The organism is Paenibacillus glucanolyticus NBRC 15330 (assembly GCF_004000885.1).
Taxonomy (GTDB): domain Bacteria; phylum Bacillota; class Bacilli; order Paenibacillales; family Paenibacillaceae; genus Paenibacillus_AQ; species Paenibacillus_AQ glucanolyticus.
This window is the reverse complement of the sequence record NZ_BIMC01000008.1, coordinates 84,318-103,472: the sequence shown is the minus strand read 5'-3', so window position 1 is coordinate 103,472 and position 19,155 is coordinate 84,318. Positions and strand designations below refer to the sequence as shown.

At 50.7% G+C, this 19,155-nt stretch carries 18 protein-coding genes; 6 read left to right on the top strand and 12 right to left on the bottom strand.

Annotated elements, in window-relative coordinates:
- The first annotated feature begins 200 nt into the window (after nucleotides 1-200).
- Nucleotides 201-1,664, top strand: coding sequence for a carboxylesterase/lipase family protein (locus tag PGL02S_RS14060; protein ID WP_036638689.1), 1,464 nt, complete (start codon nucleotides 201-203; stop codon nucleotides 1,662-1,664).
- A gap of 99 nt (nucleotides 1,665-1,763) precedes the next feature.
- On the opposite strand, the gene PGL02S_RS14055 is transcribed toward PGL02S_RS14060, so the two are convergent.
- The 3 genes from PGL02S_RS14055 to PGL02S_RS14045 form a co-directional block, all read right to left on the bottom strand.
- The gene (locus PGL02S_RS14055; RefSeq protein WP_036638687.1) at nucleotides 1,764-2,582 is read right to left on the bottom strand and encodes a carbohydrate ABC transporter permease; all 819 of its coding nucleotides are present in this window, start codon (nucleotides 2,580-2,582) and stop codon (nucleotides 1,764-1,766) included.
- Entirely contained in the window at nucleotides 2,582-3,448 is an 867-nt protein-coding gene (locus PGL02S_RS14050) for a carbohydrate ABC transporter permease (protein ID WP_006208138.1), read from the bottom strand. The genes PGL02S_RS14055 and PGL02S_RS14050 overlap by 1 nt, the downstream gene beginning before the upstream one ends.
- Nucleotides 3,449-3,615: 167 nt before the next feature.
- Nucleotides 3,616-4,836, bottom strand: coding sequence for an ABC transporter substrate-binding protein (locus tag PGL02S_RS14045; RefSeq protein ID WP_036638685.1), 1,221 nt, complete (start codon nucleotides 4,834-4,836; stop codon nucleotides 3,616-3,618).
- Nucleotides 4,837-5,043: 207 nt separating this feature from the next.
- Between PGL02S_RS14045 and PGL02S_RS14040 the strand changes: the two genes are divergently transcribed.
- Both PGL02S_RS14040 and PGL02S_RS14035 read left to right on the top strand, forming a co-directional pair.
- A complete protein-coding gene (locus PGL02S_RS14040; protein ID WP_036638683.1) occupies nucleotides 5,044-5,796 on the top strand; it encodes an RNA polymerase sigma factor in 753 nt (250 codons plus the stop codon).
- Between the two features lie 67 nt (nucleotides 5,797-5,863).
- Complete coding sequence (locus tag PGL02S_RS14035) at nucleotides 5,864-6,274, top strand: VOC family protein (protein WP_036638681.1); 411 nt, start codon at nucleotides 5,864-5,866, stop codon at nucleotides 6,272-6,274.
- A 96-nt stretch (nucleotides 6,275-6,370) separates the two neighbouring features.
- Here the strand turns inward: PGL02S_RS14035 and PGL02S_RS14030 are convergent, their stop codons facing one another.
- The 6 genes from PGL02S_RS14030 to PGL02S_RS14005 form a co-directional block, all read right to left on the bottom strand.
- Entirely contained in the window at nucleotides 6,371-7,591 is a 1,221-nt protein-coding gene (locus PGL02S_RS14030; protein WP_036638679.1) for a sn-glycerol-1-phosphate dehydrogenase, read from the bottom strand.
- Nucleotides 7,588-8,355, bottom strand: coding sequence for a glycerophosphodiester phosphodiesterase family protein (locus PGL02S_RS14025; protein ID WP_036638677.1), 768 nt, complete (start codon nucleotides 8,353-8,355; stop codon nucleotides 7,588-7,590). The genes PGL02S_RS14030 and PGL02S_RS14025 overlap by 4 nt, the downstream gene beginning before the upstream one ends.
- Before the next feature lie 25 nt (nucleotides 8,356-8,380).
- A complete protein-coding gene (locus PGL02S_RS14020; protein ID WP_036638676.1) occupies nucleotides 8,381-9,694 on the bottom strand; it encodes an ABC transporter substrate-binding protein in 1,314 nt (437 codons plus the stop codon).
- A gap of 62 nt (nucleotides 9,695-9,756) precedes the next feature.
- Complete coding sequence (locus PGL02S_RS14015; protein ID WP_006208129.1) at nucleotides 9,757-10,590, bottom strand: carbohydrate ABC transporter permease; 834 nt, start codon at nucleotides 10,588-10,590, stop codon at nucleotides 9,757-9,759.
- Nucleotides 10,591-10,621: 31 nt separating this feature from the next.
- Nucleotides 10,622-11,500 carry a carbohydrate ABC transporter permease gene (locus PGL02S_RS14010; RefSeq protein ID WP_036638675.1) on the bottom strand — a complete coding sequence of 293 codons (879 nt, stop codon included), beginning with the start codon at nucleotides 11,498-11,500 and terminating at the stop codon, nucleotides 10,622-10,624.
- On the bottom strand, nucleotides 11,493-12,548 hold the full coding sequence (locus tag PGL02S_RS14005; protein ID WP_036638673.1) for an ABC transporter ATP-binding protein: 1,056 nt from the start codon (nucleotides 12,546-12,548) through the stop codon (nucleotides 11,493-11,495). Before PGL02S_RS14005 ends, PGL02S_RS14010 begins: the two co-directional genes overlap by 8 nt.
- A 363-nt stretch (nucleotides 12,549-12,911) precedes the next feature.
- Here PGL02S_RS14005 and PGL02S_RS14000 point away from each other — a divergent pair, with 363 nt between their 5' ends.
- The gene (locus PGL02S_RS14000) at nucleotides 12,912-13,673 is read left to right on the top strand and encodes a DeoR/GlpR family DNA-binding transcription regulator (RefSeq protein ID WP_036638670.1); all 762 of its coding nucleotides are present in this window, start codon (nucleotides 12,912-12,914) and stop codon (nucleotides 13,671-13,673) included.
- 107 nt (nucleotides 13,674-13,780) lie between these two features.
- On the opposite strand, the gene PGL02S_RS13995 is transcribed toward PGL02S_RS14000, so the two are convergent.
- From PGL02S_RS13995 to PGL02S_RS13985, 3 genes are all read right to left on the bottom strand, one after another.
- Nucleotides 13,781-15,010 carry a sensor histidine kinase gene (locus PGL02S_RS13995; protein ID WP_036638667.1) on the bottom strand — a complete coding sequence of 410 codons (1,230 nt, stop codon included), beginning with the start codon at nucleotides 15,008-15,010 and terminating at the stop codon, nucleotides 13,781-13,783.
- A 144-nt stretch (nucleotides 15,011-15,154) separates the two neighbouring features.
- Nucleotides 15,155-16,192, bottom strand: a complete 1,038-nt coding sequence (locus tag PGL02S_RS13990; RefSeq protein ID WP_036638665.1) for a lytic polysaccharide monooxygenase — start codon at nucleotides 16,190-16,192, stop codon at nucleotides 15,155-15,157.
- Nucleotides 16,193-16,570: 378 nt separating this feature from the next.
- Nucleotides 16,571-16,870, bottom strand: coding sequence for a hypothetical protein (locus PGL02S_RS13985; RefSeq protein WP_036638865.1), 300 nt, complete (start codon nucleotides 16,868-16,870; stop codon nucleotides 16,571-16,573).
- A 204-nt stretch (nucleotides 16,871-17,074) separates the two neighbouring features.
- Here PGL02S_RS13985 and PGL02S_RS13980 point away from each other — a divergent pair, with 204 nt between their 5' ends.
- Nucleotides 17,075-18,490 carry an NAD-dependent malic enzyme gene (locus PGL02S_RS13980; protein ID WP_006208122.1) on the top strand — a complete coding sequence of 472 codons (1,416 nt, stop codon included), beginning with the start codon at nucleotides 17,075-17,077 and terminating at the stop codon, nucleotides 18,488-18,490.
- Nucleotides 18,483-19,088, top strand: coding sequence for a class I SAM-dependent methyltransferase (locus tag PGL02S_RS13975; protein WP_036638663.1), 606 nt, complete (start codon nucleotides 18,483-18,485; stop codon nucleotides 19,086-19,088). The genes PGL02S_RS13980 and PGL02S_RS13975 overlap by 8 nt, the downstream gene beginning before the upstream one ends.
- Nucleotides 19,089-19,155 lie beyond the last annotated feature (67 nt).

The following is a 19,155-nucleotide window of genomic DNA, read 5'->3' as shown; positions in this document are numbered from 1 at the left end:
TACTTTCCACCCTGTTTACATTCTTCATGTGACATGACATTCCTGCCTGTTTTTTCAGGATTCGTGCTTTTTTGAACTTATGCCGCTAACTTGGTAAAGTGTATATAGTGAGTAGTAATAATAACATCCCCAGCGCTGCAAATTCGAAATTGGGATGCGTTCCAATCCAGCACAATAGAGAGAAAGGGTGTAGAGAGAACATGTCAGAATTTGTCGTACAGACGAAAGACGGGCGTATTCAAGGCATTTTGGAAAACGGAGTGCGTGTTTGGAAAGGCATTCCGTATGCGAAGCCCCCGATTGGACCGCTTCGGTTCTGTGCCCCCGCTGCTCCCGAGCCTTGGGACGGGATAAAAGACACCACCGCCTTCAGCCCCATGTGCCTCCAGCCGTTGGAATCCACATCAAGCATGCTTGGAGGAGGCGTAACCAAGACCGTGTCAGAAGATTGCCTTTACCTCAATGTGTGGGCACCCCGGAACGCTCCTGCTGAGCCCCTGCCAGTCATGGTATGGATTCATGGCGGCACGTTTGTCACCGGCTCTGGCAGCTTGCCAAGCTATGACGGTTCGGCCTTCGTTCTCCGCGGCAGCGTCATTATGGTTACCATCAATTACCGCCTGGGTCCTCTCGGCTTTCTTCATCTGGCTCCATTTGGTGAATCTTATGCCTCCAACACCGGCTTGTTGGACCAAATCGCAGCTTTGCAGTGGGTGCGGGATAATATTTCCAGCTTCGGTGGAGACCCGGGACGGGTTACAGTATTCGGCGAGTCAGCCGGCAGCATGAGCATTGCCGCCCTGCTGGCCATGCCTGCGGCAAAGGGGCTGTTCCACCGGGCCATCATGGAAAGCGGTGCTGCCCAGGCTATCACTTCGGAAGAGGCACAGATGATTACGGCAGGTTTATTGAAGGAGCTTGATATCCCGCGAGCAGAGATGCATCGGCTGGAATCCCTCACCGGGGAGCAAATATTCGAAGCCGGGGAACGGCTGAAGAAGCGGGTTGGTCCGGGCGTAAGCATGATCTTCCAGCCCGTCCTGGACCCGGACACACTCCCCCAGAATCCGCTGCAAGCCGTTCAGGAAGGCTCGGCCAAGGATGTGCCCATCCTGATCGGAACGAATCTCGAGGAAGGCGCTTTGTTCTTCCGGCCGGACATGCCCCTGGTGAAGGAGAGAGATCTGGTCCACGTCGTTGAACGGATGACCGGCATCCCCGATGCGGCTCCCCTTACCAAGGATTACCCTTATACCATTGACGGACATGCCCAGATTATGACCGACCTGTATTTCTGGCGTTCGGCCCTGCAGTTCGCTTCAGCTCAGATCGGACATGCACCGGTATGGATGTACCGATTCGACTGGACACTGCCGAATCACCCGGTTCTCGGAAAAGCGATGCATGCTCTCGAAATTCCATTTGTATTCAATACGCTGGCGCTGTTCCGGAATATCGGCGTTCAGGTGGATGCTCAAACGCAGGCCTTGTCCGACCGGATGCAGGATGCATGGATTGCCTTCGCACGGGGCGGCTCACCGGATACGGAGGGACTGCCGTGGCCGGCTTATGAGCCAGCGTCGCGCTCAACGATGATATTCAACTCCGATTGCGCGATCATCGAGGACCCGGATGCGGTGAAGCGCGTGAATATGGGTTTATAGCACACATCACACATCCTACCGCAGCAAAAAGCTGTACTCCGCGAATCTCGATTCGCGCAGAGTACAGCTTTTCATTTGTCTTCGTCTATTCTTCACTTTTTATTTTACGGCACCCTGCGTAATGCCGTTGATGATCCACTTCTGCGCGAACAGATAGATGATAATCATCGGCAGCATCGCCATCAGATACGAAGCAAAGGCCAGATTGAAGTCCGTATTGAACTGCCCTTGGAATATATACTGCACCAGCGGCAGCGTGTAGGAATTCGTATCGCTGATGATGATCAGCGGCAGCAGGAAGTCATTGTAGGTGGAGAGACAGATCAGAATCCCTACCGTTGCATTGATCGGTGCCATGATCGGGAATATGATTCTCCAGAACGTTCCCCAAGTCGATGTGCCGTCCACTCTGGCCGCTTCCTCCAAGGCAACCGGAATGGATTTGATGTAACCCACATACACAAATACGTTAAATGCCAAGGCATATACGGTATGCAGGATCGTAAGCCCGACCAGATTGGTCATATGGAGCCCGGCCGTCAATTTGACCAGCGGCAGCATGATGATCGGGAACGGAATGAACATCGCGCTGATGAAATAGAAGTACAGTCCCTTGAAGAATCTACGATTCATATTGCGAGCGATGGCATACGCCACAAGTGAATTACTCAATAGCGTCAGCACCACCGTTGCCGTTGTTACCATCGTGCTATTACCCAGCGCATTGAAGAAATTAGTCATTCGTATCGCATTGGTAAAATTCTCGAAATGAAGCTCCTTCGGCAAACCGAACAGGGAGGTAAGCATGTCCTCCGGCGTTTTGAGCGCAATGGTGATTGTCATGTACAGCGGGAACAGGATCAGGATGGTACCCAGCGTGATGAGAATCATCACCGTCCAATTGGTTTTGGTCCGCATTACATCTCCCCCTCCCTTCTCTGCAGGAATCGGATTTGCACGATCGAGATCGTGGCAATCAGAATGAAGTAGATCACGGAATTAGCCGATTGATAGGCAAACTCCCCTCCCTCGAAGCCGCCGGTGTAGATCAGATGGGAGATGGACTGCGTCGCCCTTCCCGGCCCCCCGTTGGTGAGGGCGACGATCTGGTCAAACACCATCAGGGAATTCTTCATCGCAAGCACCATGTTAATCGTAAAGAACGGTGCAATCAGCGGGAACGTAATCCTCCAAAACTCCTGCCAGCGGTTGGCTCCATCCAGATTGGAAGCCTCGTACAGCGTATGGGGAATAGTCTGCAGCCCGGCCAGATACAGAATCGTGTTATAGGCAATACCCTGCCATACCGCTACGACTACGATACCAATCCAGGCATGCTGCTCGCTGCCCAGAATATTGGTGGACAGCCACTCGATCCCCAGGTTTTGTCCCCAAATGGTGAATACATTCGAGAACAGGTAATTGAATATGTAGCCTACAATCAGCACACTCAGAATATTCGGCAGGAAGTAGATGCCTCTGAAGAAATTCCTCGCCTTGATTTTGGCATTAAGCCCCATGGCAATCAGCAGGCTGAAGATATTGATGAGGATCGTTACTACCACCGCGAATTTAAATGTGAACCAGTACGCATTGCCCACGTTGCTGTCCTTAAACAGGTTCGCATAATTCTTGAATCCGATGAAATCGAAGTTGTCCCCGAATCCGTTCCAGTTCGTGAAGGAGTAATACACCCCTTGCAGTGCCGGCAGTGTCAGAAATACGAAGAACAGTATCACCGCAGGCACGGTCATCAAATAGTAAGGCATAAGCCGCTTGTTCATGTTGGGTCCTCCTCAGTGCATCTTGGATATCGTGTATGTCACAGAAAACTCGCTTGAGAAGCTTACCGGGGAATGATCGTATTGCAACATGGCAACGTTCCTCCGTCTCTTCATTATGGAGCCCTTCTTCTCATGTTGCCGCACTTCATTCCCTCGTGCTGCAACTGTTAGCGCCTGTCTGCTACCTTGTCCCATTCGGTGTCCAGTTTCTTCAAATACCCATCAATGTCCCGGTTCTGTAAAAAGGACTGGATAACCGAGTTCAGCTGCACTGCGGCAGGTATGTAATGGTCGGCAAAGTCTATCACTTGCCCCCGCTCCAGGTAAGGCAGCAGCTCTGCAACGGCAGGATCGTCCTGCGTTACACCCTCAACGGTGGAGAACAGTGTTTGCTCCGTTATATATTGCTTGCTATTTTCAGGCTCCAACAGAAATTGAATGAACTGCTGGGCCTCCTCTTTATGCTTCGAATCCTCGGATATAGCCAGCAGGGTGTCCACTCCCGAAATCAGCTTGTTCTCTTCCGGATTGTTGCCGGTCGGCAGCGGAAAGAAGCCGATCGGTGCATCCGGATTGGCTTTCCGAATCTCCGGAATCGCCCAGGTCCCTTGGATGTACATGGCGGATTCACCTCTGGCGAACTCCCGGTTACCATCTGCATAATTCTTGCCGAAGTTATCCCCATGACCATAATCCATCAGCGCCAACTGCTTCTCTGCAATCTCTTGGTATTTGTCGGCAAAGGTTACAGTGCCTTCCCGCCGCTCCATATAAAATTCGATGCCTTCCAGGTTGGACGCCAGCGCATTGAACGGAAGCACCGTCTGCCAATCGTCTTTATAGGTAAGATAGAACGGGATTTTGCCAGCATCCTTGGCCTTCTGTGCTGTAGCCAATAACTCATCCCATGTCTTCGGAACGCTAAGTCCCAGTTCTTTAAAAATTTCCGTATTGTACATTACGCCGTTAGCGTTCGTGGAATATGGAATGCCCGTAACCTCGTCCATGCCCGCTACGTCTTTCAGCATCTGAACATAAGTCTCATCCACCTGATTCAGCAGCGGGTTATCTGTCAAATTCATAAAGATGCCGCTCTGTGCCAGCAATGAATAGGTATCCGTTGCACCCATGCCGATAATGTCAGGAATGTCATTCTTGACAACTCTCGTCTTAAGCACCGTCTCTGCATCCGGCGGATTTACCTGTACCACCTTAATCTCGGATTGGGATGAATTAAACTTCTCAATCAGTGCATCAAAAGAGCCCTTCGCCTCAGGTTTATTCTGAAAAAACTCTACCTGTACCCGTCCGGATTCCTCTTTAGCTCCGCAAGCGGTCAGCACCAATACAGTCAACAAACATGCAGCGATATATTTACCAAGCTTCATGGTCTGCCCCCACTTCCTATCCTGATGTAATTTAGGTCAATGCCCATATCTATTTACTACCCTTATTGCTTGGTTGGTAAACGTCTGCTCCCTCACGTGTGGCCCCGTAGACCCATCGACGTGGAGGCCTTGTCCCCTTGTCTGCCCAGCAGGAAATGGCCTACAGGTTATGGAATGTATAGGGAACCTGATAGGAGTGATCCCGATTTGTCATCCCCATTCTCTGAAGCCATATCCTCTTACCTCCCGGACCTCCGGCGTTACTGCATGCAGCTTGCATCAGGGTCCAAGTGGGATGCAGAGGACATCGAGCAAGAATCCTTAATCAAAATTCACAAAGCCCTTGAGCAGTCCCCTGACCGGCCCATCACCAAAGCCTATCTGTATCGGATAGCGCGGAATACGTGGATCGATTCCTACCGTAAGCACACCGGGAAACCCGTTCTGCTGCCCGATGCCGGCAATGATCGGGAATATCATGAGAGCCGCTTCTTGGTAAGGGAGACGCTGGAACTGCTCGCAGCCCAACTCACGGCACATCAGACGGTATTGATCATTCTGATCGACATTTTCTCGTATACGGCCAGGGAAGCTGCCCAACTGATACAGAGTACCGAGGGAGCCGTGAAAGAAGCATTGAAACGGGCCCGTAAACGGTTGAAGGGAATTCGGGCAAGCGGAGAAATTCATGGTTACGCCCTGCCATCCGAGCGGAATCAGGAGAGCCGTGACACTTTGGAATGGATGGAATCCTTGATACGCGGCTTTCAATCTGCCAATCCGTACGCCATTGCCAACGCCTATCTGTCCATGCAATCTCGGCGTATTCAGCTGCAGCGGGTGCAGCGTGCCGGGGAGAGGCTTCTTTTTACCTTCCGTGATCCGGACGGTCATCTACTTACCATGACAACAGAAATTTTTTGGGACCCCGTTTCTTATGCACCCTCTTCTTCCGTTTAATTTAATTGAGATCGCATATATAGCGAAGTCCTCAGGATAGAACTATCAAAAAAGGAGTGTATAATCAATGGCAGCAACCCCCCACCGGATAGCTGTAATTCAGTGGCCTGTAAAAAATGTAGAGCGATCGCTAAAGTGGTACCAGGATGTGCTCGGCGTTACGCTGACCTTCCCTTTTACCCCGGGAGATCCTGCGGCCTGGCTCTGCATTGGCGATGCCGGGTTCGGTCTTGTGCAGACAGAAGATGTTCCTCGGCTGGAATTTACGGATTCACAAGGCAATCTTCAATCCATCGTTCAATTGCAGGTGAATGAAATTCACGAGGTATACCAGGACCTGCAAAATAAAAAGGTAGCCGTCAGCGATATGAAATATATTCCGGATGGCGGCTACAGCTTCAGCCTCACCGATCCGGATGGAAATACCGTCAGTCTCTGGGGCGGCTGGCCTTCACCCGGCGAAGAACAAGCGGAATAAATTTCCCAGATGAGCAAAAAAGGCTGTTCCTTCAAAGCAGATTAATCTGCTATGAGGAACAGCCTTTTACTTCTTTAACAACGTTCGCAGCCTTACTTAATCCACGAATAAAACATCCTGTTCATTGTATGCACGAAGAAGTGTGTACCGGCTGTACCGAACCTTGTGGGCTTCACGCAGACTCCGCATCAGCAGCTCGCTCTGGATCGGGAGCTCCGACACGGCTGCTGGGCCGCCCACCATTGACATCAGATCGCCAAGCTCGGACGGTTCCGGGATCCCTTTAATCCCTTCGCTGATATCATCCCAATGACGGGAGATGCGCTCAGCCACAGAATCAACGTCTGTGGCAGCATTAGGGACGATCCCGAGTTTCTGCTCACCGAGGCGGTGATACAGCTTCGAGATTTCAATACTGGCAGCGCCTACCTTAGCCCCGTGCAGCAGCTGCTTCTCCCCGAGCCGGATGAACTCCATCTCCCAGTAGTGGGACAGATGATGTTCAGCACCCGAAGCCGGATGGGATTGACCGAACAGCAGCATAGCCAGGCCGGATTCAATGAGTGCGCCCATTAAGGTGCGCACCCCCTCCTCGCTCCGCCGGGCAATCTGTTCCACCCCACTCACACATTGGCTGAGCGCGAATTTCGTAATGTCCGCCGAAAGCTGCAAATATGGCTCCTCTGCCACCAGGCTTCCAAACTTCCAGTCGAACAGGGAGGTATACTTGCCCAGCATATCGCCAAAGCCAGCTGCGGTAAGCTCGGTGGGAGCAGACATGAGAATATCGACGTCGGCAAAAATCGCACTTGGCCCAATAGCCGGTATGGTTTTCTTCTGTCCCCGGATCATGATGGGAGCTCCCTTGGAATTGAAACCATCCACTGACGCGGCCGTTGGTATCGAGAGGAATGGAATCCCAGTGGTATAAGCCGCGTACCGGCTAATATCGTGGATCGTCCCTCCGCCAACTGCAAGCACAGCCTTCGCCCTGCTCTGCTGGATATCCAGTATGACCTGGATCAGGGAGGGTTCATCTGCGATGACATCCCCCTTCTGATCCGAAGAAAGCTTGGTAACCTGGACCTGAATAGCGGATTTCGTGAGCAGTCTCTCCAACGACTGGCCAGCCGCATCATAGGTATTGCCATCAACCACGATCACGACCACCGTCCATTGCTTCGTCTCTAGATAACCGGCGACCTCGCGTAGGGCTCCGGCTTGAATCCGGACAGAATCCACTTCATCCAGATTTGCATGCCGATGGACCGGCAAACCTGCCGCCAAGCTTCGGATGTTCGATAATAGATCGGTCATATCAGGGTGTCCTTCTTGCCTGTAACCGCCAGGGCCGGGAGCGGGTCGTTGCAGGTCATGCCTGTAACTCCACACTCCAGCGAGTACCTGACACCCTCCTCTTCGTCCGGGCAATAGCTCCAGACTAACAGCCCCTGTTCCTGGAACCGGGCAACAAGCGCTGGTGTAAGCAGCGACATCTCCACACCGATCGCCCACATCCTGGTATAGGTTCCTGCTTCGCCAGAGACAAAATGGGACATTTTCTCGCCGAGGAACCCTTGCGTCTTCAGACCATACGTATCGTGAATATAGGTCAGAACTTCTGCATCGAAGCAGGTGAATACACAGCGTGGCAGGTATCCGTATCGGCCCAGTATGGCAACGGCCCGATCAGCAGCCTCTATGGCGTCGGGACTTGGCTTAATCTCAATGTTGCACAATACCTCAGGATATTCCTTGAGCAGATCGCAGAGCTCTCCAAGCGTCGGAATTTTCAACCCTTCAAACTCATGTGCGAACCAGCCTCCCGCATCCAGAGACTTCAGCTCCTCCAGGGTAAAATCCCGAACCGCGCCCGAACCGCTCGTCGTACGCTGAACGGTTGCATCATGGATGACCACCACTTCATGGTCCTGTGATAGCCGGAGATCAAATTCCAGCATATCCACACCTAATTCAAGCGCCTTGCGAAAGGCCAGCAGCGTATTTTCCGGATAAGCTGCTTTGTACCCGCGATGTGCAGCCACCATCATACAGGATGGTTCCTGTAGTCGTTCGATCATATGTCCTGCACTCCTTTACCGATTGTTATTGGGCGAGAATCCGCTCCGTCTCTTTCTTGAAGGTATCCAGCGTAGCCGGAATATCCTTGCTGTCGTACATAATCGCTTCAATAGCCGAGAAGAACTCATGCATAATTTCTGGCCATGCCACATCCTTATTGGTATCTACGGCAAATTCCAGCTGATCATAGGCGACTTTGCGATTCGGTTCTTTGGCCCACAGCGCTTGCATCTTCTCCGACTCCACCATCTTCTTCGTGAAGGGCAGGTATCCCGATTGCAAAATAAATTCCAGACCGCCTTCCTCCTCCATCTCCATCCACCGGATGAACTCCCACGCCGCTTCCTTGTTCTTGGAAGAAGAGAGCATTGTCACATTCGCGCCCCCGGTCGGATTCGCGTACACTTCGTCCTTCGGCAGGAATGCCGTCACGTAATCAAAATCCACCGTGCTGGACAGCCCGCCGATCGACCCCGTGGATTGATACATCATGCCGACCTTGCCTTCCACAAACATGCTGTTCACAATGTTGCCGGAATCCTGTGCCGGCGGATAATACAGTGCGCCCGTGCTTTGCAGGTCTTTAAGGTATGCAAACATTTTGGTGCCGGCTCCGTTATCGCCGAATCCTATCGACGAATGGTCATCATTGAAAAAGGTGCCGCCCGCCTGCGAGATCATGGCAATGGGATACCAGGTGTCATAAGGCATCGTAACTCCGTAACGTTTATACTCGCTGCCTTCTTTGACAACCAGCGCATTTGCGACTTCCTTCATCTCCTCCCACGTGGTCGGAATTTGCAGCCCCAGCTCATCCAGCAGCGTTTTATTCACATGCAAAATCGGGGTGGAACGGTTAAGCGGCAGTGACACCAATTGATCATTGAAGGTGGAGTGCCCCATCAGCCCCGGCGTGAAATCATCGACACTGATGCCGGAGCCTTCAAGATAAGGCGTCAGATCCTCCAGCACCTCCGAATCGGCGAACATCTGAACGTAGGCGCGCTCCAGCATGCTGACATCGGGACCGGTACCGGAGGCAATCGCCTGCTGGAGCTTGGTAACCGTCTCGTCATAACTTCCCTGGAACGTGCCGACAACTTCAATATCTTCATGGGATGCATTGAAGCGCTGAATAAGCGCGTCCATGTACTCCCCGTTCTTGCCTCCGAGCGAGTGCCAGAACTGAACCGTGGTCTTCCCCTTATCACCGGACGGAGCTTCGGTGCCCCCGCCTCCCGGCGCTTCGCCAGTCTCCCCGGAACCTCCTCCACTACACGCGGCAAGCAAACTGAACAGCAGGATGACGGATAGCAGTGAATACCATTTGGATTTCATTCGATTCATTCCTCCATTTAATTATTCGATTATGATTTGTATAAACCTGTCATTTCCTGTAATTATTTAATGCCTGAATAAACAAATGCCTTCACGATATGCTTCGAGCAAAACAAATACACAAGCAGGATAGGCACCACCAGAATGACGTTTCCGGCCATAATGATATGCCAGTTGCTGATGCCCTCCGTCTCCCGGAGCATGGCAATGCCCAAGGTCAACGGCCGGACAGCAGCCGAATCCGTCATGACGAGCGGCCAGAAATAATCATTCCAGTGACTGACAAAACTGAACAGCGCAATGGTAGCAAGTGCCGGCTTCGACATGGGGATCATAATTTTCCGCATAATTTTGAATTCATTGGCGTTGTCAAGACGGGCTGCTTCGATAATCTCTTCCGGGATCTGCATGAAATATTGCCGCAGCAGGAAGATGCCAAAGGCATTCGAGATGAACGGTATGATCTGCGGCAGCAAGGTTTTTACCAGGCCCCAGTCCGCCATCATCAGATACACCGGAATGAACGTAACCTGTCCCGGAATCATGAACGCCAGCAGAATCATGCCAAACAGCAGGGTTTTGCCAGGGAATTTGTATTTGGCAAAGGCATATGCAGCCGGAATCATGATCAGGAACTGCAGAACGATGATGGAACCCGTAACCACAACGGAGTTCTTAAAATAGGTCAGGAAAGGACCGGCATTCATGGCCTCCATGAAATTGCCCCATTGCGGCGAAGCCGGAATCCAGGTCGGCGGAAACGTCATCGTCTCCCGGAATGTCTGGAGCGAGGTGGAGATCATCCACAGAAACGGGAAGATAAAAATCATGAGAACCGCAGCCTTCAGTACATAGCCGAGCAGGATCCATACGGTTTTTAATTCAAAGGTCTTCAAACTGTGCCTCCTTTCTGCATGGACGCGCCCTTTATTGATAGTGAACCTTCTTGGACAGCAGCCGGAAATAGATGAACGTCAGCAGACCGATAATCGCCATGAGCACAACGCCGGTTGCTGCCGAGTACCCGATATTGGTCGTTCGGAAGCCGTATATGTAGTACACAAGCGTGGTTGTTGCATTGTTCGGTCCACCGCCTGTCATCACCTGAACCGTATCAAATACCTTGAAGGAACCAATCGTCATGATGATCAGGATAAAAAACAGCTGTGGCGAAATCATCGGCAGTGTGATTTTATAAAACACCTTGAACTTACTGGCATTATCCAGCGCAGCCGCTTCATAAATACTCGGCGAAATGCTCTGCAAGGCCGCTACGATAATCAGCGTGTAGTAGCCGATGGCCTGCCAGACCGATACGATAATGATCGATATTAATGCTGTCTTGGAGCTTTGCAGCCATGCAGACGACGGGAGCCCGACCAGCTTAAACACATAATTAAGCAGACCTTGATTCGGCTCCATCAGCCACAGCCACACCAGCGAGATCGATACGATGGATACGACATGAGGCGTGAAAATCCCGGCCTGAACGACGGAGTTGAAACGGCTTTTTTTGTTAAGCCATACCGCAATCAGCAGAGACAACAGCATGGTCAATACAACAACGCCGGCCGTATAGATGGTCGTGTTCCAGAGCGCCCTGTAAAAATCGCCGCGGCCCAGAATCTGCGTGAAATTATCCCACCCGACAAACTTGCTCTTGTCTTTGTTCATCAGATTGTATTTGAACAAACTTAAGTAAATCAGGTACCCTACCGGATACATCACGAACAGCATAATGCCCGCCATGGCCGGTGCGATCAGCACGTAAGGCCTGAGCCCCTCCCATATTCGCTTCTTATCCATGCGCCAGCCCTCTCAGCCGCTCCATGAACTCCCGGTAACGAGCATCCTGCTCCTCGACCCGCTTCTCGTCCGCACCGAAAAAAAACAATTTATCGGCTGGCACGCCGAGATAAACCTCCTGATCGACATGGAACTCATCTTCCAGGCACTTCACCATGAATGCCTGACCCTCCGTCGTTTTCACCTGATAAATGGTCTCGGCGCCCAGCATTTCACGCGTGATGATCTCACCCTTGGCCGTATAATGAAACGAGCCGGGCTCTGTACCCACCACGACACTCTCCGGACGGAAACCGAATGTTGTGTTATCGTTGCCAAGCGGCGCAATGTTCATCGGGGGAACCCCGATAAACTGTGCAGCAAACCGATTGCTGGGCTTGCGGTATACTACCTCCGGCGGCGCCTCCTGCTGAATGACGCCTTGGTTCATAAGCACGATGGTATCGGCCATCGACATCGCCTCTACCTGATCATGGGTCACATACACAAAGGTCGTTCCGAGCTTCTTGTGCAGCTCAATCAGTTCAATCCGCATCTGAACCCGCAGTTTTGCATCCAGATTAGACAGCGGTTCATCCATTAGGAATACCAACGGGTTCTTGACCATCGCCCGGGCTAACGCCACCCGCTGCCGCTGTCCGCCGGACAAGGTGGATGGCCTGCGGTCCAGGTAATCGTTCAATCCGACGGTTTCTCCAATGGTCTCTACCAGACGTGTCCGCTCCGCTTTGGGAACCTTGTTGTTCACAAGACCGAACTCGATATTCTCGCGGACCGACATGGTCGGATAGATCGCATAGTTCTGAAATACCATGGCCACGCCACGTTTACCCGGTGCAATCCGTGTAACGTCCTGACCATTAATGAGAACGGAACCGGAGGTTTGAGGATCAATGCCCGCAATCATCCGCAGGAGCGTGGTTTTTCCGCACCCTGACGGACCTACCAATACGGTGAATTTTCCATCCTCAATCGTTAGATCCAAATTCTGAATGACGGGTTGACGATCAAACCACTTGCTTACTTTCACAAATTCAATAGATGCCAAGAGCGGTCCCCCTCACGAAAATGTAATGATGCTATCATGACAAGCAAATAATGAACAGAAATCATTAAAATGAAAACCTTTACATGCTCTCGATAATAAATACGCATTAAATGCACATGTAATGATCATTTTTGTTCATTTTTATTTAGTTTGATTGTAGATCTGCAGTATTAGGGGAGTGTTAGGCCTTCGTACGGATTTTGTAAATTCGCATGGCACCAAGGGATTTAACATGGCGTTAACATAGTGAGGGTAAACTGTAGAGACATGGAATCCATAAGCATAAAAGAGCAAAAGTGCGCATTGTATGTACAAACGCATCTAATGAACTCATGGTCCTAATAGGAAGGGAGATATCATCGATTGCTGGCACATGAACGAAAGAAAAGAATCATTGATTATGTAAGACAATACCGTACGGCAACGGTTGCTGCACTGGCATCGGAATTCGGCGTTCATACGGCCACCATCCGCCGGGATCTGGCGGAGATTGAACAGGAAGGCGCTTTAAAGCGTACGCACGGCGGCGTCATCATGGAGCAATGGACGCATAACGAGCCATCATTTAATGAACGAACCAACTTTCACCGGGATGAGAAGATTCGGATTGGCCAGCTCGCGGCATCACTAGTGGAGGACGGAGAAAATATCATCATTGATTCGGGGACAACCACCCTTCATATTGCTACACATCTGGTACACCGCTCCGACATTACCGTCATTACCAACGACATGAACGTGGCTGTCGAACTTCGCGATGCTCCAGGCATCAAGGTTATTCTGACCGGCGGGGAACTCTACCCGTCCAGCTATATGCTGAATGGCATGTTCACCGATCATGTGCTGAAATCACTGCATGTGGAAAAAGCGTTCATCGGGACCCCTGCCCTGCATCCGCAGTATGGCTTAATGCACCCGGAGGCACTGCTCGTCCCGGCCAAGCAGAGCATGATTCAGGCTGCCGGTGAAATCGTTGTTGTCACGGACCACAGCAAGATTGGCAAGCTGTCCCTGCACACCGTTGCACCCAACAGCGCTATCCACACCCTTGTAACCGGCGCTTCGGCATCCGACTCGGATATTAAGCCGTTTCAAGAACGGGGCATCACGGTATACCGGGCTTAAGGATGGTTTCCTTCTGGTTTACCTGTGAAAAACACAAAAAAGCACCCGTATGGGTGCCCTGATTAAGCTGCTGCCAGCCAGCAGCTTTCCTATTTTATTATTATGAATCATGTATTTACCGGTTCCATCATGCCTATTAAAGGGATTGTAAAGGTAAAACATGCTCCTTCGCCAGAAGTCTCCTCCAGCCAGATTCGACCATTCATTAGCTCCGCCAGCTGTTTGCAGATCGACAGGCCAAGACCCGTTCCGGTGTATTCCCTGGTCACTTCAGCATGGTGGGCTTGAGAGAAGGACTTGAACAAGCGATGTCTCCGGTCAGCCGGAATGCCAATTCCCGTATCTCGAACGGATATCTTGATGGCTTGCGTTTCTGGAGAGATTCCAACAACGACCGATACCTCTCCTTCACTTGTGAACTTGATGGCGTTGGAGATCAAATTGATGAGCACCTGCCTAATCTTATTGGCGTCTGCTGTCACCTTCTCAGGCACTTCATCGCCAATAACGACGTGGAGTCGGATCCCCTTACGCTGCACGTCATTCATAAACAAACAGGTCACCTGCTTCATCAGCGGACGGAGGTAAAACGGCTCCATAACCAGCTCCATCTTGGTATTCTCAACCTTGGAATACTCCAGGATATGTTCGATCATGGAGAGAAGCGATTCACTGCTCTGCTCAATCAGCTCCACGTATTCCCTCTGCTCCTCATCAAGCGAGGTCAACTGCAGCAATGCCGACATCCCCATAATCCCGTTCATCGGAGTGCGGATTTCATGACTCATCACGGCCAGCAGCTCTGACTTCTCTTGCAAAATTCGGTCGTTCTCATCTTCCATCTTCTTCAATTCACCGATGGTGGACTCCAATTCAAGCATATCTCCAAAGAATGCCGAGAGTGACAGCAGCAAATCGATATCCTCTTGGCTGTACTCGTAAAAGTTATGATCGAAAGCACACAAAGAGCCATAAATCTCGCCCGAGCTTGTAACGATCGGAACGCCCATAAACGAGCATCCGCCAACAAACCGCGTGGCATCCATGTCCTTGGTCAACGCATGCGTCAAATTATTCGGTATCACGAGCGGTCCTTCCGATTTCTCAATAACAAGATGACAATAGGAATCTTCATTCGCTACGATCAAGCCTTCCTCAAGCATAATCGTTTCCCGGTTAAACGATTTCAAAACGGTTGTTGTATGCCGGTCGTTCAGTGCAATGCAGAAGGTATTGGCCTGCATTAATCGGCTGGAAGTCTGGATCACTCTAGCTGCAGAATCATATAATTTCGTGGATATTACGGTCAGTACATCTACATAATCCGTCTTTAACATGATTCTCCTCTCGTTCTAACAAAATGCCGCCTTCTTACCTTCATATCATAGCATTCTCATAACAAAAGTAAAGTTTGGCCGTTTCTGCCATTGCATAAAAAAGATCCGGCAGTCATAGGACGCCGGATCCTCTCGTACTGTTGGTTAAGGAATTACCTTCCATACTTCGGCAGATCCAGGAGTTTCACCTTGTGTCCACCATTTCGCTTCATAGTTCACGCCATTGTGGCTGACTTTATTGCCGCCGACATAAACGGCTGTTGCACTCCAAGCCGGGTAGGCCGTAGAGCCTCCGGACGTTGACACCGTAAGCGGCGCCGATGCGGTGGATTTGCTGCCTGAGCTGTTAACAGCTACCACAGTATACGTATAAGACGTGCCTGCAGTTAAACCTGTATTGTTGTAAGACGTTGTAGTGGATGTACCCACAAGTGTTCCGTTACGGTAGATTTCATAGCTGGAAGCCCCTGTGGAAGCTGTCCAGGCCAAGGAAACACTACTGCTTGTTTGGGATGGGGAAGTCAGTCCCGTCGGTGCCGGTACGCCTGGATTCGGAGTTCCACCGCCGCCACCGAAGTCAACATCGATCGCGTTATAAAAAGCATTAGGTGTATCAGCTACTTCCCATACAGCCAGGATTACATGGTATCCGGATTTAGCAGGGACGTTACAAGTGGAAGCATAGTTTGTTGGAGGTTTAGCACCGCCGTAGTCAATGGAGCAGAAAGGCGTCAGATCAAAGGAAGCTCTGCTCAGTGGAGCATTTTGATTCCAGCCGTCTTTCGTGATGTAGTATTTCCAGCTTGCCGTCGCATGGTTGGCTGTCAAATGCCATTGGAACGTTTTGGTTCCCGGGGTAATGCTTACTTTGCTCCAGCGTGTTGCAGATTGCTCATCAAGTTTAGGGAACACACCGCCTGCACTGGCGATTTTGCCATCAGCAGGACCAGCGTTTGGCCAGCCCTTAGGGGCTTCCAAACTTTGCGGCTCATACACGATTGCCCCGCAATCGGTGTTTTGCCCCTGCTTACACAGAATGGCGCGGCTTCCCGGAGAATCGACATACCCGTGGGCAAAAGCCTTATCTGCAAATAAAACCATGAATAAAGCCATCAATAACATCGTGGAACCAGCAATAATCAGATTTTTGAGCCAAGCTTTGTTCGGCAAACTTAAAGTCATACAATATTTCCTCCTCTTAATGTTGAATTTATAATTAAAGCGTTTCCACAACCTCCGGGCTGCGCTTCCCACCTCCCTTCATTTAGACAAGTGTTGCGATCTGAATGGACTGAACTTGGAGATATAATCAAAAAGCGAATGTCCAAGCTTTACCAGTGCTATAATTATTTTAAAGCATATGGAATCGGTATCCCATAATACTAATCAACGATTTATTACACACATCAATGAAATTGGATAAATATGTAACTTGTTATGTAATGAAAAAGCGCATTTTTTGCTGAAAAAGATCACAAAAAAAGCATGCCTCCCATAAGGATTCATGCTTTCGTTCCAAACATTCAGTCCATTCGTACTGCCGGGCAGAACGGAACGGCATTATTCGACTCCGTCCTTAAAGTGCTTCTTGTAATGTTTATCGCCTTTGTGCTCCAAATCCTCAATGGTAAGCTCCAGGGTATGCACAATCTGTTCCTTGACCTGATTCAACGTGTCAAAATACACATTTTCCTCCGTTCCTACGATACGCGTACCACTAAGTGCCTGAACGGCCTGGTAGACCCGGTGCTGTTCGGCCAAATCATCGACTGCCTTCAGTGTATGTTTCATCTGAAGAAACAGGTCTTTATGGTGCTGGGTGGTTAAACGCTTCTCAAGCTCTTCGATTCGGGCATTCACAGCAGATCTCCCCTTCATATTATGATGCTTCCGATTATACTTTGTGCGATCGTCTTTTTCCAATAAATTCTTCTTATCTATATCACGGTTTCTTGGTTGCTAAACAGGAAATCGCCCCCTGCTCAGCGAACTATGATAACGTTAACATTCTGCACAATTACATACCTTGGCATTACAAAAATGATCAAACATTTGGAGGTAGCAATGGAAAACAACGGACTCGGCGGAAAAAGCATCATCCTCAGGCTGGAAATGAATACTCAAGAGATTAAATTCGGTCAGGTCGCATCCGCGATATTCGAAGCTGGAGGAGACATGGTCGCTATCGACGTCATTCAGGCGAGCGGCAACATCACCGTGCGGGATATTACCATTACGGTAACGGACAGCGTTGATATCGGCAAGATCACAAATAGCGTGAAGGAATTAAAAGGGGTTCGTCTCGTCAACGTTTCAGACCGTACATTCCTGCTTCATCTCGGCGGCAAAATCGAGACCCAGCCCAAAATTCCGATTCAAAACCGGGATGATCTATCCCGTGTCTATACACCAGATGTTGCACGGGTGTGTACAGCCATTCAGGAGGACCCGAAAAAAGCCTTCACACTGACGATTAAAAGAAATACGGTGGCTGTTATTTCGGACGGCAGCGCAGTACTCGGTTTGGGAAATATCGGCCCTTATGCGGCCATGCCCGTCATGGAAGGGAAATCCATGCTATTCAAGCAGTTTGCCGGCGTAGACTCCTTCCCCATCTGTCTGGATACTCAGGATACGGAAGAGATCATCGCTTGCATCAAAGCTTTGGCTCCGGCTTTTGGCGGCATTAATCTGGAGGACATCTCCTCCCCTCGCTGCTTCGAGATTGAGCAAAGACTGCGCGATGAGCTGGATATTCCGGTATTCCACGATGATCAGCACGGTACAGCAGTCGTTCTTTATGCCGCACTCATCAATTCCCTGAAAATTGTCGGCAAATCGATTGATAACGTCAGAGTGGTGGTGTGCGGCATCGGCGCGGCTGGTATAGCATGCAGTAAAATCCTGATGTCGGCCGGCGTTAAGGACATCATCGGTGTCGACCGCGAAGGCGCCCTGGTTGCAGGGAAGGAATACGGCAATAAGATGTGGCAATGGTATGCCGAGCATACGAATCCGAATAAGGTTGAAGGTACTTTACGCGAGGTGATTCAAGGCGCCGACGTGTTCATTGGACTCTCTGCCGGCGGTCTGCTGCGCCGCGAGGACGTACAAGCCATGGCCGAGAATCCGATTGTGTTTGCAATGGCAAACCCTACGCCGGAGATCAGACCCGAAGAGGTGGAAGATATCGTCGGGGTGATCGCAACCGGGCGTTCGGATTATCCGAACCAAATTAATAATGTCCTCTGCTTCCCGGGTATTTTCCGTGCTGCTCTTGACTGCAGAGCGACCACGATTAATGAGGAAATGAAGCTGGCAGCTGCCGAAGCCATTGCATCGGCCGTATCGGACGAGGAACGCAACCCATCCTATATCATTCCTAGTGTCTTCAACCAGAACGTTGTAAAAGCCATACGTGATCTTGTCGTAAAAGCCGCCGTCAAAACCGGCGTGGCCCGGAGAATCCCGCGTGAATAAGAATTCCCTCATCCGGAAGTTCAACAAGCAGGCTGCTCGATATGAGAGGAATACAAGACAGCGCAGCCTCGGTGAATGGAGACAACGGCTTCTTCAGGATGTCGAGGGACATGTGCTTGAAGTCGCTGTTGGCGCCGGTGCCAACTTCCCCTTTTATAATAGAAGCAAGGTGGACGTAACGGCAGTCGATTTCAGTCCCGAGATGTTAAGCCGGGCACGGCAGATGACCTCTGAACTTGGCATCCAGGCGACTTTCCAGGAGCAGGACATCGAGATGCTGGAGCTTCCGGAACGGTCTTTTGACTGCGTGGTCTCTACCCTTTCATTGTGCGGTTATAAAGATCCGGTCAAAGCACTCAATCAAATCAACCGCTGGGCGAAACCCGGCGGCCGCATTTACCTGCTGGAGCATGGCATGAGCACGAACCGGCTGCTCGGCTATGCGCAGCATCTGCTCAATCCGGCGGCACGGCGGATATCCGGCTGTCATTATAATCGGGATATGATCGAGATCGTGGATGCCTCGGCGCTGAAGGTCGTTAAGACAGAACGCTACTGGAACGGCATTATCCACCTGATCTGGGCGCAAGCAACCTGACCTTTTCATTCATTCATTTGAACCTGTCTGCATAGTTTTTTAACGTGAGCTCTTATTAATTGATCTG